The 13,486-nt window shown below is 69.4% G+C and carries 15 protein-coding genes; 9 read left to right on the forward strand and 6 right to left on the reverse strand.

Annotation, left to right across the window (positions count from 1 at the left end):
* Positions 1-104 precede the first annotated feature (104 nt).
* Complete coding sequence (locus ABB34_RS15625) at positions 105-1,184, forward strand: TonB-dependent receptor plug domain-containing protein (protein ID WP_245625398.1); 1,080 nt, start codon at positions 105-107, stop codon at positions 1,182-1,184.
* A gap of 57 nt (positions 1,185-1,241) precedes the next feature.
* On the forward strand, positions 1,242-2,510 hold the full coding sequence (locus ABB34_RS15630) for a TonB-dependent receptor domain-containing protein (RefSeq protein WP_245625399.1): 1,269 nt from the start codon (positions 1,242-1,244) through the stop codon (positions 2,508-2,510).
* Between the two features lie 57 nt (positions 2,511-2,567).
* Here ABB34_RS15630 and ABB34_RS03560 read toward each other — a convergent pair whose 3' ends face one another.
* On the reverse strand, positions 2,568-2,849 hold the full coding sequence (locus ABB34_RS03560) for a BrnA antitoxin family protein (RefSeq protein WP_057639874.1): 282 nt from the start codon (positions 2,847-2,849) through the stop codon (positions 2,568-2,570).
* Complete coding sequence (locus ABB34_RS03565) at positions 2,827-3,102, reverse strand: BrnT family toxin (RefSeq protein WP_057639875.1); 276 nt, start codon at positions 3,100-3,102, stop codon at positions 2,827-2,829. The genes ABB34_RS03560 and ABB34_RS03565 overlap by 23 nt, the downstream gene beginning before the upstream one ends.
* A gap of 182 nt (positions 3,103-3,284) precedes the next feature.
* Between ABB34_RS03565 and ABB34_RS03570 the strand changes: the two genes are divergently transcribed.
* The 5 genes from ABB34_RS03570 (at position 3,285) to ABB34_RS03590 (ending at position 8,181) form a co-directional block, all read left to right on the forward strand.
* On the forward strand, positions 3,285-3,929 hold the full coding sequence (locus tag ABB34_RS03570) for a PepSY-associated TM helix domain-containing protein (protein WP_057639876.1): 645 nt from the start codon (positions 3,285-3,287) through the stop codon (positions 3,927-3,929).
* Positions 3,930-3,954: 25 nt separating this feature from the next.
* Complete coding sequence (locus tag ABB34_RS03575; protein ID WP_057639877.1) at positions 3,955-4,476, forward strand: DUF2271 domain-containing protein; 522 nt, start codon at positions 3,955-3,957, stop codon at positions 4,474-4,476.
* Between the two features lie 26 nt (positions 4,477-4,502).
* Positions 4,503-5,309 (forward strand): DUF4198 domain-containing protein, encoded by an 807-nt coding sequence (locus ABB34_RS03580; protein WP_057639878.1) that lies wholly within the window; start codon positions 4,503-4,505, stop codon positions 5,307-5,309.
* Positions 5,310-5,602: 293 nt separating this feature from the next.
* Positions 5,603-6,577, forward strand: a complete 975-nt coding sequence (locus tag ABB34_RS03585; protein ID WP_425478961.1) for an FAD:protein FMN transferase — start codon at positions 5,603-5,605, stop codon at positions 6,575-6,577.
* Positions 6,574-8,181, forward strand: coding sequence for a sulfite reductase subunit alpha (locus tag ABB34_RS03590; RefSeq protein ID WP_057639879.1), 1,608 nt, complete (start codon positions 6,574-6,576; stop codon positions 8,179-8,181). Before ABB34_RS03585 ends, ABB34_RS03590 begins: the two co-directional genes overlap by 4 nt.
* 75 nt (positions 8,182-8,256) lie before the next feature.
* Here ABB34_RS03590 and ABB34_RS03595 read toward each other — a convergent pair whose 3' ends face one another.
* Together ABB34_RS03595 and ABB34_RS03600 are read right to left on the reverse strand one after the other, a co-directional pair.
* Positions 8,257-8,844: a HutD/Ves family protein gene (locus tag ABB34_RS03595; protein ID WP_057639880.1), complete on the reverse strand. Its 588-nt coding sequence runs from the start codon at positions 8,842-8,844 to the stop codon at positions 8,257-8,259.
* A 103-nt stretch (positions 8,845-8,947) separates the two neighbouring features.
* Positions 8,948-10,681, reverse strand: coding sequence for a 3-hydroxybutyrate oligomer hydrolase family protein (locus ABB34_RS03600; RefSeq protein ID WP_057639881.1), 1,734 nt, complete (start codon positions 10,679-10,681; stop codon positions 8,948-8,950).
* A gap of 213 nt (positions 10,682-10,894) precedes the next feature.
* Here ABB34_RS03600 and ABB34_RS03605 point away from each other — a divergent pair, with 213 nt between their 5' ends.
* Both ABB34_RS03605 and ABB34_RS03610 read left to right on the forward strand, forming a co-directional pair.
* Complete coding sequence (locus ABB34_RS03605; protein WP_057639951.1) at positions 10,895-11,692, forward strand: 3-hydroxybutyrate dehydrogenase; 798 nt, start codon at positions 10,895-10,897, stop codon at positions 11,690-11,692.
* Positions 11,693-11,812: 120 nt separating this feature from the next.
* Entirely contained in the window at positions 11,813-12,475 is a 663-nt protein-coding gene (locus tag ABB34_RS03610) for a response regulator transcription factor (protein WP_057639882.1), read from the forward strand.
* A gap of 93 nt (positions 12,476-12,568) precedes the next feature.
* On the opposite strand, the gene trxC is transcribed toward ABB34_RS03610, so the two are convergent.
* Positions 12,569-13,003: a thioredoxin TrxC gene (trxC, locus tag ABB34_RS03615; RefSeq protein ID WP_057639883.1), complete on the reverse strand. Its 435-nt coding sequence runs from the start codon at positions 13,001-13,003 to the stop codon at positions 12,569-12,571.
* A complete protein-coding gene (locus ABB34_RS03620) occupies positions 13,000-13,476 on the reverse strand; it encodes an OsmC family protein (protein ID WP_057639952.1) in 477 nt (158 codons plus the stop codon). Before ABB34_RS03620 ends, trxC begins: the two co-directional genes overlap by 4 nt.
* Positions 13,477-13,486 lie beyond the last annotated feature (10 nt).

The raw sequence follows: 13,486 nt of genomic DNA on the forward strand, positions 1-13,486 counted from the left end.
CGCGGCGGCGACCCCGCGTCTCCCGTTCTTCTCCGCGCAACCGCGCGGCGCCCGCGCGCGCCGCCGGTTCGCCACACCCATTTTTCCACTCCGAGGTTTCCATCATGGCCCTGCGCCATCGCTTCCATGCCCGCCGTTCGCGCAACACGCTGTCCATCGCCCTGCTTGCCGCGCTCTCCTCCCCGGCCCTTGCCTCCGGCGCCCCCGCCGGCCAGCCGACCACGCTGGACAAGGTGGTGGTCACCGCGGCCGGCTTCGAGCAGAAGATCACCGACGCGCCGGCCAGCATCTCGGTCATCACCCGCGAGGAACTGGCCAAACGCCCCTACGTCACCCTGCTCGACGCGGTGCGCGACCTGGAAGGCGTGGACGTGGGCGAAACCCGCGACAAGACCGGCCAGGGCACCATCTCCATGCGCGGCATGGGCTCGGACTACACCCTGATCCTGGTCAACGGCCGCCGCCAGAACAACCACGGCGACATCTACCCGAACAACTTCGGCGGCAACCAGTTCAACCACATCCCGCCGCTGGATGCGATCGAGCGCATCGAGGTGATCCGCGGGCCGATGTCCACGCTTTATGGCGCTGATGCGATGGGCGGGGTAATCAACATCATCACCAAGCGCACGCTCGACAGTTGGCATGGTTCGGCCAGCATCGCCCGCACTTTCGAAACCAACGATGCCTTCGGTGACGACACTACCGCCGATTTCTTCGTCACCGGTGCCCTGGTACCGGGCGTGCTCAATCTCAGCGCGCGCGGCAGCTGGTACGACCGCAAGGCCTCCAACCCGGTGTATGCCTCCGTCACCGATCCGGCCGGCCAGCAACACAACCGTTCGCTGGGCTTCGGCAGCGGCGGCAAGACCGTGGACAACACCAACAAGGCCGGCGGCATCACCCTGACCTGGATGCCGAGCGATGACCAGACCGTGACCTTCGATTACGACGCATCACGCCAGGAGTACGACAACGCCATCAAGATCAACGATGCCGGCAACGAGGAATATCCGGTCGGCACCGTGGACAACATCAACAGCATCTGGTTGGCCGGCAACGCCTGCCTCGGTGCGACCGGCAGCGATGCCACTGTCTGCGCCACCAACGGCGGCACCTGGGGCCGTCGTGCCAACCCGCGCGCCGGCTATGGCCCGGTGCAGGAGTTCACCCGCGACGCCTGAGCGCTGACCCATGAAGGCCAATGGGACTTCGGCAACAGCTTCATCTCGCTGGCACACGTGGCCACCAACAACGACGGCCGCACCATGCCGTTCACCGTGGCCGAGCGCGAGCACCTGCTGCAGATGATCGACGCCACCGGCGCTTATGCCGGCATGAGCCTGGACGAGCGCCGCGCACTGGCCGAATCCACCTTCCTGCCGCGCCCCAAGCGCGTCCTGGAAAGCGCGCAGTACACGCTGGACGCCAAGCTCGACATCCCGTTCACCGCCGCTGGCGAGCACACCCTGGTGGCCGGCACCCAGGTCATCCGCGGCGAACTGACCGACGGCGTGTTCGGCACCGAGAGCGGCACCCCGGGGCTGAAGCAGGACCACAACATGTACTCGCTGTTCGTCGAGGACAACTGGAAGGTGACCGAACCGCTGACCCTCACTGCCGGCCTGCGCTACGACGACCACGAAGTCTTCGGCAGCCAGGTCAGCCCGCGCCTGTATGGCGTCTATGCGGTCAGCAAGCAGTGGACGGTCAAGGGCGGTGTCAGCACCGGCTTCAAGACCCCCAAAACCACCCAACTGTATGACGGCGTCACCGGCTTCGGCGGCCAGGGTACCTCGCCGATGTTCGGCAACCCTGACCTGAAGCCGGAAACCAGCACCAGCACCGAGCTGGCGTTGTACTGGCAACACCCGGCCGGGCACGGCTTCAACGCCACCTTGTTCCACAACAAGTTCGACGACAAGATCGCCAGCCAGCCCTGCGGTACCGGCTTGGCCCTGAGCTGCATCAGCTCCGGCGAATACCTCGACCTGGGCTATGCCAGCAGCAGCAAGACGGTGAACATCGACGAGGCCGTGGTGCAGGGTGCCGAGGTGGCGGGCCGCTGGAAGATCAGCGAAGCCTTCGCCTTCCGCGCCAACTACACCTACACCGACAGCGAGCAGAAGAGCGGCAGCCAGAAGGGCCGCCCGCTGACCAACAGCGCCAAGCACATGGCCAATGCCTCACTGGACTGGCATGCAACGGATCGCTTCAGCATGTTCCTCACCGGCGAAGCGCGCTCCAAGCGCTACCGCGGCGTCAGCAGCACCGGCGAGCACCTGCACTACAAGGACTACACCGTACTGCACCTGGGCGCCTCGTTCGAGGCTACGCAATGGCTGACCGTCAATGCCCGTATCAACAACCTGCTGGACCGGGATTTCACCACCTACGATGCAAACTTCACCGACAACGGCGACGGCACCTGGACGTTGAGTCCGCAAGATCACTACAACAACAAGGACAAGGCCCGCAATTTCTGGGTAAGCCTGAATTTCCGCTTCTGACGCAACAGGGAGCTGCCCCCGCACCCGGCCCATGCCGGGTGCGGAGGCGATGCAGCCTCATGCCGATGCATGCGGGTGTTCCCTGAGCCAATCGCGCAGCGCGGCGTCCATGCGCGTCTGCCAGCCGCTGCCGGTGGCACGGAACGACGCCAGCACGTCGGGGGACAGGCGGATGGTGATGCGCTCCTTGACCACTTCCGCCTTCGGACGGCCCGGGCTGCGCAATTTTGCCTGCAACGATCCGGGAAGCGAGGAAAACGGAACGGCGCGCTCGACCCTTTCGCTCGTCCATTCCGGGTTTTCGGTATCGGTCCGCTCAGGATCCGGACGCTTGTTCATAGTGCTGTACCTCGCGTTTGTTCGCCTTGCGGAAGCTGATGACACGGATGCCAACCGGCGTTTCGATGAATACCAGCGCATGGACCCGGCCATCCACTCGACCCAAGCCGCTGTAACGGACTTCGCCGTAATCCCTGCGCTTATCGATCCAGAAGAGGGCTGTCCGGAAATCGAATCGGGCGACCCACTCGAAAGACAAACCGCGCTCGGCGATGTTGCGGGCCTCCTTGGCCGGGTCATGGCTGATCTCCATGCAATTAATGTATGCACATTAATTAATGAAATCAAGCAGCTCGAAGCGATACCACCTCAGCCTGCAAAGTTGAGTATTGCCCGCAGGGGAATGCCGCTCCCACTACGGATACAGATCGACACAAATTGCGAATCATTCTCATCAATGCTCTAATCCCGGTTCTTTGATTCCCCTCCGCGCACGTGTCCGCCGAACGCTCCACCGCCCATCTCGTCCAGCAGCAGGCCAGCCGTGGTTTCTGGCTGCGCACGCTGCACCAGTGGCACTGGATCAGCTCGGCGGTGTGCCTGGTCGGCATGCTGCTGTTCGCGGCCACCGGCATCACCCTCAACCACGCGGCGAAAATCGAAGCCACCCCGCAGGTGAGCAACCGCCAGCTGGAGCTGCCCGCGCCGATGCTGGAAGCCCTGGGCACGCGCGAAGAAGGCAATGCACCGCTGCCGGCCAAGGTCGCCGATTGGCTGTCGCGCGAACTGGGCGTATCCATCGGCAGGCGCAGCGGCGAGTGGTCGCCCGAGGAAATCTACCTCTCCATGCCCGGCCCCGGCAGCGATGCGTGGCTGAGCATCGACCGCGAAACCGGCGCGGTGGAATACGAACAGACCCGGCGCGGCTGGGTGTCCTATTTCAACGACCTGCACAAGGGCCGCAACGCCGGCCCCGGCTGGGGCTGGTTCATCGACGTGTTCGCCATCGCCTGCCTGGTGTTCTGCATCACCGGCCTTTTCCTGCTGCACCTGCATGCGCGGCAGCGGCGCATGACCTGGCCGCTGGTCGGCCTGGGCCTGCTGGTGCCGCTGCTGATCGCCCTGCTCCTGATCCACTGACCCATTCCCTCCACGGAGTCGCACCATGCGCGTCACCCTGACCATCGCCCTCAGCGGCCTGCTCGCCACCGCCCCGGCCGCCTACGCCGCCAGCATCGACGTCAACGTCGAAGTCCCCAAGCTCAACGTGGCCGAATACCACCGCCCGTATGTGGCCGTGTGGATCGAGGACGCCGAGCAGAAGGCCGCCGCCAACCTGTCGGTGTGGTACCAGCAGACCTCCAACAACGAAGGGCACGGCACCAAGTGGCTGCCGGACCTGCGCCAGTGGTGGCGCAAGAGCGGCCGCAACCTGCAGGTGCCGGTGGACGGCGTGACCGGCCCGACCCGCCCGGCCGGCACCCACGCGCTGAGCTTCGGCGACAGCCAGCCGCAGCTGCGCGACCTGCCCGCCGGCCAGTACGCGCTGGTGGTGGAAGCGGTGCGCGAAGTCGGCGGCCGCGAGCTGCTGAAGATCCCCTTCACCTGGCCGGCGCGCACGGCCCAGAACGGCCGCGCCCAAGGCAGCACCGAGCTCGGTGCCGTCACCCTCGCCATCAAACCCTGATTGCCCACCCGAACCGGAGTCCGCAGATGAAACGTTCCCTGCTCCTCGCCGCCGCGCTTGCCGCCGCCCTTCCGTTCACCGCCGCCGCGCACAAGGCATGGCTGCTGCCGTCGCAGACGGTCATCGCCGGGCAGAACCCGTGGATCACCGTGGACGCGGCGGTCTCCAACGACCTGTTCTACTTCAACCACGTGCCGCTGCGGCTGGACGGGCTGATGGTCACCGCGCCCGACGGCAGCACCGCGCAGCCGCAGAACCTGGCCACCGGCAAGTACCGCAGCGTGTTCGACCTGGAACTCACCCAGCAGGGCACCTACCGCCTGTCCAACGTCAACGCCGGCCTGATGGCCAGCTGGAAGGAAGACGGCAAGCCCAAGCGCTGGCGCGGTGATGCCGCCAAATTCGCCAGCGAAGTACCGAAGAACGCCACCGACCTGAAGGTTTCCCAGAGCCTGGGCCGCGTGGAGACCTTCGTCACCAACGGCACCCCGAACGACACCGCGCTCAAGCCCAGCGGGCAGGGCCTGGAACTGGTGGTCCTGGGCCACCCGAACGACCTGTTCGCCGGCGAGGCGGCCAGGTTCCGCCTGCTGGTGGATGGCAAGCCGCAGGCCGGGCTGGAAGTGGAGATCGTCCGTGGCGGCACCCGCTACCGCAACGCGCAGGAGGAGATCAAGGCCACCAGCGATGCCAACGGCGAGTTCAGCGTGACCTGGCCGGAAGCCGGCATGTACTGGCTGGAAACCGGCACCGAGGACGACAAGGTCGCGGTCCCGCAGGCCAACGTGCGCCGCCTGAGCTACGTCGCCACGCTGGAAGTGCTGCCGCAGTAAGGCGGGGAAATGGAGAGGAAGCAGCACCCGCAGCTCCCTCTCCGCCCGACCCCATGACCAGCAGCACGGACTTGAGCCCCTCTCCCAACGGGAGAGGGGTTGGGGTGAGGGGCGAACGGAGCCCGGTCACCTGAACCACCGGGAGCCCGCCCCCCAAAATCCGCATCCCGGCAAGCAGATTGCGCCGACGAAGGGACTCCCGGTGCCTCCATGCTCGTTCCCCCCGACGCTGGGCTTGGCCACGCCCAACCCAACCAACGCATTCGTTCCCGAGCCTCGCCCCGCCCATCCCCATGCCTTCCCATTCCGACATCGCCACCCTCGGCGGCCACAGCATGGGCACCTCCTGGAGCGTGAAGCTGGTGGCGCCGCGCAACCGCGACCTGCATCCGCTGCACGCCGGCATCCAGCAGCAGCTCGACCGCGTCGTCGCGCAGATGAGCACGTGGGAGGCCCGCTCGGACATCAGCCGCTACAACCGTGCCGACGCCGGCAGCTGGCAGGTGCTGCCGGACGATTTCTGGCGGGTGCTGCAGGCCGCGCACGACGTCGCGCAGCGCAGCGACGGCGCCTTCGATCCCACCCTCGGCCCGCTGCTCGCGCTGTGGGGCTTTGGCGCCGATGCCGGGCGGCAGCGCGTGCCCGGGGCCGCGCTCGTGCGGGAAGCCGCCACGCGCTGCGGCTGGCAACGGCTGCAACTGGACGCGCAACGGCAAGCGGTAGTGCAACCCGGCGGCCTGCACCTGGATCTGTCGGCCATCGCCAAGGGCTACGGCGTCGACCTGGTCGGCCGCTGGCTGCGCACGCAGGATGTCGCCGCCGCGCTGGTCGAGGTGGGCGGCGAGCTGCACGGCTACGGCCGCAAGCCCGATGGCCAGCCGTGGCGCGTGCTGGTCGAATCGGCACCGGAGGAAGACGCCGGTGCCGACTACCCGCCCCGGGTGCTGGCACTGGACGACCTGGCGGTGGCCACCTCCGGCGACCGCTGGCACCGCTACGAACAGGACGGCACGCGCTACAGCCACACCCTGGACCCGCGCCGGCACGCGCCGGTGGCGGCGGCCGCCGCCGCGGTCACCGTGATCCACCGCGAGGCGATGCTCGCCGACGCCTGGGCCACCGCATTGACGGTGATGGGCGCCACCGTGGGGCCGGCCTTCGCCGAAGCGCAGGGGCTGGCCGCGCGCTTCGTCCAGCGTGGCGACGAAGGGCTGGCCGAAACCCTGTCGCCCGCCTTCCGCCAGCATCTGGACGCCAGCGCCACATGAACCCTTCGCGCCCGCCCCGTGCACTGGCCGGCAACCTTGCCGTCATCGCCCTGCTGCTGGTCGCCGCCGGCCTGCTGCTGCGGCTGCACATGGGCGAGGACTGGTGGCTGGCTGCACCCCTGCCCGCACGGCGCACCGGCGCACTGGCCGCACTGTGCGCCTACCTGGCGTGGTGCCTCGTGCTGTGGTGGCGCGCACGGCCGCGCAGGGACGAGGCCGGCAGCGACGGTGAACCGCCCTTGCTGGTGGTCTGGGCCAGCCAGACCGGTTTTGCCCGGCAGTTGGCCGAGCGCAGCGCGCAAAGCCTGCGCGAAGGCGGCTGCAAGGTCCGCCTGCGGGCATTGGACGAAGTCGATGCCGCGCTGCTGGCGGCCACGCGCAAGGCGCTGTTCGTCGCCAGCACCACCGGCGAGGGCGACCCGCCGGACCATGCCCTGGCCTTCCTCAGCCGGGTGATGAAGCAGCCGGCGGCGCTGCCGCACCTGCAGTACGCGGTGCTCGCGCTGGGCGACCGCAGCTACGACCATTACTGCGCATTCGGCCACCAGCTCGACGACTGGCTGCGCCGGCACGGCGCGCAACCGTTGTTCGATACCGTCGAGGTGGACAACGCCGACCCGGCCGCGCTGCGCCATTGGCAGCAACTGCTCGGCCAGCTCGGCGACGGCAACCCGCAAGCCGACTGGAGCGCGCCCGACTACCAGCACTGGCAGCTGTGCGACCGGAAGCTGCTGAACCCCGGCAGCGCCGGCGGCCCTGTGTTCCACCTGCACCTGCAACCGGCGGACGGCCCGCTGCCGCAGTGGCAGGCCGGCGACATCGCCGAGATCGGCCCGCGCCATGCGCCGGCCACCGTCGAACGCTGGATGCAGGCGCACGGCTTCGACCCCGGCACGACCTTGGCCAATGGCCGCGCACTGCGCGACCTGCTGGCCGCCTCGCGGCTGCCCGATGCCATCACCGCCAGCGATGCCGACGCACTGGCCGCCCGCCTGCAACCGCTGCCGCACCGCGAATACTCCATCGCCTCGCTGCCCGCCGAAGGCGGCCTGCAACTGCTGCTGCGCCGGCAGGCGCATGCCGATGGCACGCCCGGGCTGGCCAGCGGCTGGCTCTGCGACCACGCCGCGATCGGTGCGCGCATCGACCTGCGCCTGCGCGAGAACAGCAACTTCCATCCACCGGCAGGCGACGCGCCGCTGCTGCTGATCGGCAACGGCACCGGCATCGCCGGCCTGCGCGCGCACCTGCGCGCGCGCATCGACGCCGGCGCGCGCCGCAACTGGCTGCTGTTCGGCGAACGCAGCCACGCCCACGATTTCCACTTCGGCGACGAGCTGCGGCAGTGGCAGCGCGACGGCTGGATCGAACGGCTGGACACGGTGTTCAGCCGCGACGGGCAGGCGCATCGCTACGTGCAGGACGCCCTGGCCGCCCACGCCGACGTGCTGCGGCAATGGGTCGGGGACGGCGCCACCGTGCTGGTCTGCGGCAGCCTGCAGGGCATGGCCCCGGCGGTGGACGCGGTGATCGCGCAGGCGCTGGGCAGCGAGCGCAAGGAACGGCTCACCCTCGAACGCCGCTACCGCCGCGACGTGTATTGAGCGCACCGTAGGTCGGGGTTACACCCCCGACATGCTTTTGGAGCAATCCCGAGGCGTCGGGGGTGTAACCCCGACCTACGCCGGCGTGACCCGGATCGCCAGCAATTCGCCACCGCCATCCAGCGAGTAGCGGCGGCGCTCGCCTGCCCCCAGCCACGCGGTATCGCCGGCCTGCAACGGCGGCAATGCGCCATCGACAAAGGCCGCCTGCCCGGCCAGCAGGTGGATCGCCCATGCCGCCTGCGGTTCGGTGAAGAACAGCATGTTGCCGACCAGCGGCCGATGCAGCAGCTCGGCCCGCAGGTCCGCGCGCCGCCACATCAGGTTGAAATCCTGGGTGGCGCCATCGACCAGTTCGCCGGTCAATTCGTCCTCGCCGGCGAAGCGCAGCCGCTGATGCGGCGGCAACAGGGTTTCGCAGCGACCATCGGCAAAGCGCAGGCGCAGGCCTTCGCCATGCAGCAGCACCAGCTCGCGTTCGACGCCGGGGAAGGCCGAGAACGCCGCGTCCTGCTCGATCTCGGCGATGGACAGGCGCAGTTGCCACTCGCCCTCTACGGGCAGGCGCAATATCTCGCGGGTCCAGCCCAGCCCGTTGCGCCAACGCTCTCGGCGATAGTCGGCAGCGGGAATGACGCGGGAGGGGAAGCTCAGGATTTCCATCGCGGCATGATGCCATTGCCGCCATCTCGGTAGGAGCGCACCTTGGTGCGCGATGGGCTTTCCCGGCGAAGCTTCATCGCGCACCAAGGTGCGCTCCTACGGACTACTTCGGCATCGCGAGATTTTCCATCGTCAGCGACTTGCCCACGCGCGGCACGGTCTCGATCACCGCATCGGCCGGCAGCGGCGTGCCCTTGTCCAACCGTTCCTGCACGCGGTCCAGCGCGGCGTAGACATAGGGCAGCAGCGGCAGGTAGCGCGCGCCGTAGTCCGGCAGGCCGAGGAACGCATCGAAGTGCTGCACGTGGCGCACCTGCCAGTAATTCACCTCGCGCCCGGCGGCCTTGGCCGCGGCCACGTACGGCGCGCTGCTGAAGGCCGGCGGGATCAGGCCGTCGTCGGTACCGTGCACCACCATCACCGGCAGGCCGGCGCGCGGCAGGCCGGCGCGGGTCTGCTCGATGCCGGCCCGCACCCGGCGTGCGTCCTCGCCCTGCCCGTCCCACAACGCACGCAGGCATTTCAGGCCGGGGTAAGTCAGATCGGGCAATTGCACCTTGCTGTCCAGCAAGCCGACGCCGGCACCGGGCGGAATGCCGCCGCCATCGGCGATCCACGCGGCACGCTCGATGGCACTGGCCGCACGCGGCGAAAAGTCCGGGTTCTGTGCGGCGAAGCCGAAGCCGCACGGATGCTCGCCCACGCCATAGCGGCCATAGGCCGAGGCATAGGTGGCGGCGATGGCACGCCACAGGTCGAAGCCGGTGGACAGCGCTCCGGCACGCAGGCCGGCATCGGTCCAGCCCTTGCCCAGCATCAGCTCGTAGGCGGATCTGGCCTGCGCGGCAGGCGTTGCACCGCCGATGACGCCCTCGGCCGCCAGCGTCGCGCAGCGCACGGCCGCGCCGGCCTGCAAGGCGGCGGTCAACGGCGGTTGCGGCAGATCGGCCATGTGCAGCTGCGCGCACGGCATCAGCAGCGCCGCCTCGGTGGCGTAGTCGTACAGCGCGCGGTTGCCGGGGCCATCAGACAGCACGCTGGGCTCGCCTGCGACCACCGCGTCGAGCCAGTCGCCTTCCAGTTCGGCCGCGCGCAACACCGCGCCGCCGCCGTTGGAGATGCCCACCGCGATGATGCGGGTGTTGTCGAAGGTGAACGGCGCCGCCTGCGGGTAAGCCTGGTCCAACGCCAGCAGCGCATACTCGGCGGCCTGCTTCACGTGGCGGCCCCAGTCGGCCTCCGGGTTGTCCTGCGAATGGGCGTGCTTGAAGGCCACGCCCGAGGCATTCATCGGCGCATCCGGCACGAAGGCCAGGTCGGCGGCCTCGCCCAGCTTGCCGACCATGCCGTTGGCGCGTACGCCCACCTGCGCGTCGAGGTCGAAATAGTCGCTGCCGGCGCCCTTGTCGGTGTAGACCACCGCGCAGCCCCTGGGCAGGCCCCAGGCCGCCGCCACCGACACCGCGCCGTAGATGCCACGTGAGCCGGAGGCCGGCGCCACCAGCACGCAGCGCTTGCCGGTGTCGAAGTTGTCCGGCACCTGCGCCAGCACCCGGTGCGGCTGGCTGGCACCGGGCAGGCGCGCATAGGCCGAGTATTCGCGGCCCGGCACCGGCGCCAGCGTGCCGAACAGTTCGCCGTAGCCGCCGCCCGGGACCAGGTCGGCGATGCCGCGCCAGCTGCCCCACAGCGCGCGCCGGCGCAATTCGTCCACGGTCGGCGCGGCGGCGTCGGCGAACGCCGGCGGCGCCATGCTGCGCAGCCCGGCCAAGCCCAGGCCGGCGGTCAGCAGGTCGTCGTCGCCACGGTGTTCGCTGCGCAATTCGTTGCTGAACATGGAAGGCTCCACGGACGGGCGGGCGGGCCCGCTGGCACAGGACGCCAGGCCGAACCCGACGAGGAGGCCGCAAGCGGCGCGCAGGAGGGAAATAGTCATGGCGGCACGTTAACAGAGCCTTCCACCGGGCCCATCGTACTTTGGTACCACGCGCGACGGCGCCGCGGCTGTTACGTTCTGCGGCATCCCCACACCCGTTTCATGGAGTTCCCGATGGACCGCTTCCTGCAAGGCCGCACCGCGCTGGTGACCGGCAGCACCTCCGGCATCGGCCTGGCCATCGCCCGCGCGCTGGCCGCGGCCGGCGCGCGCGTGGCGATCAACGGCCTCGGCAGCCCCGAGCAGATCGACGCCGCGCTGGCCAGCGTGCGCGAGGCCGGCGCCGAGGCCTGCCATTTCGGCGCCGACCTGCGCAGGCCCGAAGAGATCGCGGCACTGATGGCGCAGGTGCAGGACTGGGGCACACTCGACGTGCTGGTCAACTGCGCCGGCATCCAGCACGCCGCGCCGCTGGCCGAGCAGCCCACATCCAAATGGGACGACATCATCGCCATCAACCTCAGCGCCGCCTTCCACACCATGCAGCAGGCATTGCCGGGCATGGCCGAACGCGGCTACGGCCGGGTGGTCAACATCGCCTCGGTGCACGGGCTGGTGGCGTCGAAGAACAAGGCGCCCTACGTGGCCAGCAAGTTCGGCATCGTCGGCCTGAGCAAGGTGGCGGCGCTGGAGTACGCGGCCGCCGGCAGCCGCGACAGCGGCGGCGTCACCGTCAACTGCGTGTGCCCGGGCTGGGTGGAGACGCCGTTGATCGAGCCGCAGGTCCAGGCCCACCGCAACGGCGGCAGCCGCGACGACGGCGTGCGCGCGTTGCTGGAGGAAAAGCAGCCCAGCCAGCGCATGTCGCTGCCCGAAGACATCGCCGCGATGGTGGTGTGGCTGTGCCGCCGCGAGGCGCACAACCTCACCGGCGCGGCGCTGCCGATGGATGGCGCCTGGACGGCGCAGTGAAGCAGGAACGAGTGAAGAGGAACGAGTGAGAGCAGTGCCGCGCTTGCTTTTCGCGCTTGCTTTTCGCCCTTGCCTTTGCCTCTACTCGTTCCTCGTTCCTCCCCACTCGTTCCTAGCCCCATGCCCAACCTGCTGATCGCCGACGACCACCCGCTGTTCCGCGCCGCGCTGCGCCAGGCGGCCAGCGAGGCGATGGCCGATCTGCAGGTGCATGAAGCCGAATCGCTGGAAGGCGTACTGGCGGCGCTGGACGCCGCGCCGGACACCGACCTGATCCTGCTCGACCTGCACATGCCCGGCAACCACGGCCTGGCCGGGCTGGCGGCGATCCGCGCCCAGCACCCGGGCGTGGCGGTGATCGTGGTGTCGGCCAACGACGACCCGCGCGTGGTGCGGCGCGCGCTCGACCACGGCGCGGCCGGCTACCTGCCCAAGAGCTCGGGCCTGAACGAACTGCGCGAAGCGATCCGCAGCGTGATGGCCTGCGAGCAATGGCTGCCGGCCTCGCTGCGTGCGGCGGTGGCGCGGGCGCAGTCGTCCAGCCACGACAGCGAACTGGCCGCGCGGCTGGCGAGCCTGTCGCCGCAGCAGTTCCGGGTGCTGGCGCTGGTCGCCGAGGGCCTGCTCAACAAGCAGATCGCCGACCGCCTGGACGTGCAGGAACGCACGGTCAAGGCGCACCTGTCGGCGATCTTCGAGCGGCTGGGCGTGCGCAACCGCACCCAGGCCAGCGTGGTGCTGCGCGAACTGGAACTGAGCGACCCGGCGCGGCAGATCGAGTGAGCGGCAGAACCGCCTCGTGGATGCGGGGCTTGCCCCGCATGGGGCTTTGCCGGGAATACCCGGTGCGGGGCAAGCCCCGCACCTACGGAAAGCTCAGGCGTGCGCCTGCGCCCAGCGCACGATGTCGGCCTGCCCCATCGCGCCCGGCTGGCGCGCCCGTTCGCGGCCGCCCTTGAACAGCACCAGCGTTGGAATGCTGCGGATGCCGAAGCGCGCACCCAGCTCCGGCTGTGCCTGGGTGTCGACCTTGCCCAGCCGCAGCCGTGGCTCCAACTGCGCGGCGGCAGCCTCGAAATGCGGCGCCATCATCCGGCACGGGCCGCACCACGGCGCCCAGAAATCGACCAGCAGCGGCAGCTCGCTGTCGATCGCATGAGCCTGGAAACCCGCTGCGTCCAGCGCCAGCGGATGCGCGTCGAACAGCGCCCTGCCGCAGCGCCCGCAGTTCGGGCGCTCGCCCAGGCGCTCGCCGGGGACGCGGTTGAGCGCGTTGCAGTGCGGGCAGGCCACCCGCAACGGCGCAGTCACGCACCCGCTCCCGCGCGGCTGTCGTGGACCAGCGCGCCGCTGCCGTCCTTGACCACCACCTGCACGTCGATGCCGGCGCGCACGCTCTGGGTAACCACGCAGAACTCCTCGAACTGTTCGAGGATGCGCGGCAGTTGCTGGTAGTCGGCGGCCGGGTCGGCCAGTTGCAGCTCGACCTGCGCGCCGGTGAGGCGCCAGCGGCCATCGGCGTTGCGCTCGGGCTGGGCACGGATGCTCGCCTTCAGCGGCCCCGGTGCGTTCCTGAACTTGCGCAGGGCGAACAGCAGGCTGGCGGCCATGCAGTTGGCCACCGCGGCCAACAGCAGGCGGGACGGGTTGGGCCCCCGGTCGTGGCCGAGCGGCGCCGGTTCGTCGCCCAGCAGCGGCGCCAGCGCGGTGTCGTCGAAGCCGATGCGGAAGGCGTAGTCGCCGTCCTGTTCGAGGCTGATGCGGATCGGTTGGTCAATGCTCACGGCCATCTCC

Source organism: Stenotrophomonas daejeonensis (assembly GCF_001431505.1).
Classification (GTDB): domain Bacteria; phylum Pseudomonadota; class Gammaproteobacteria; order Xanthomonadales; family Xanthomonadaceae; genus Stenotrophomonas; species Stenotrophomonas daejeonensis.

Coding starts and splice junctions, on each gene's coding strand:
- ABB34_RS15625 (WP_245625398.1), top strand. CDS start 105: ATGGCCCTGCGCCATCGCTTCCATGCCCGCCGTTCGCGCAACACGCTG.
- ABB34_RS03560 (WP_057639874.1), bottom strand. CDS start 2,849: ATGAACAAGCGTCCGGATCCTGAGCGGACCGATACCGAAAACCCGGAA.
- ABB34_RS03565 (WP_057639875.1), bottom strand. CDS start 3,102: ATGGAGATCAGCCATGACCCGGCCAAGGAGGCCCGCAACATCGCCGAG.
- ABB34_RS03575 (WP_057639877.1), top strand. CDS start 3,955: ATGCGCGTCACCCTGACCATCGCCCTCAGCGGCCTGCTCGCCACCGCC.
- ABB34_RS03580 (WP_057639878.1), top strand. CDS start 4,503: ATGAAACGTTCCCTGCTCCTCGCCGCCGCGCTTGCCGCCGCCCTTCCG.
- ABB34_RS03585 (WP_425478961.1), top strand. CDS start 5,603: ATGCCTTCCCATTCCGACATCGCCACCCTCGGCGGCCACAGCATGGGC.
- ABB34_RS03590 (WP_057639879.1), top strand. CDS start 6,574: ATGAACCCTTCGCGCCCGCCCCGTGCACTGGCCGGCAACCTTGCCGTC.
- ABB34_RS03595 (WP_057639880.1), bottom strand. CDS start 8,844: ATGGAAATCCTGAGCTTCCCCTCCCGCGTCATTCCCGCTGCCGACTAT.
- ABB34_RS03600 (WP_057639881.1), bottom strand. CDS start 10,681: ATGTTCAGCAACGAATTGCGCAGCGAACACCGTGGCGACGACGACCTG.
- ABB34_RS03605 (WP_057639951.1), top strand. CDS start 10,895: ATGGACCGCTTCCTGCAAGGCCGCACCGCGCTGGTGACCGGCAGCACC.
- ABB34_RS03610 (WP_057639882.1), top strand. CDS start 11,813: ATGCCCAACCTGCTGATCGCCGACGACCACCCGCTGTTCCGCGCCGCG.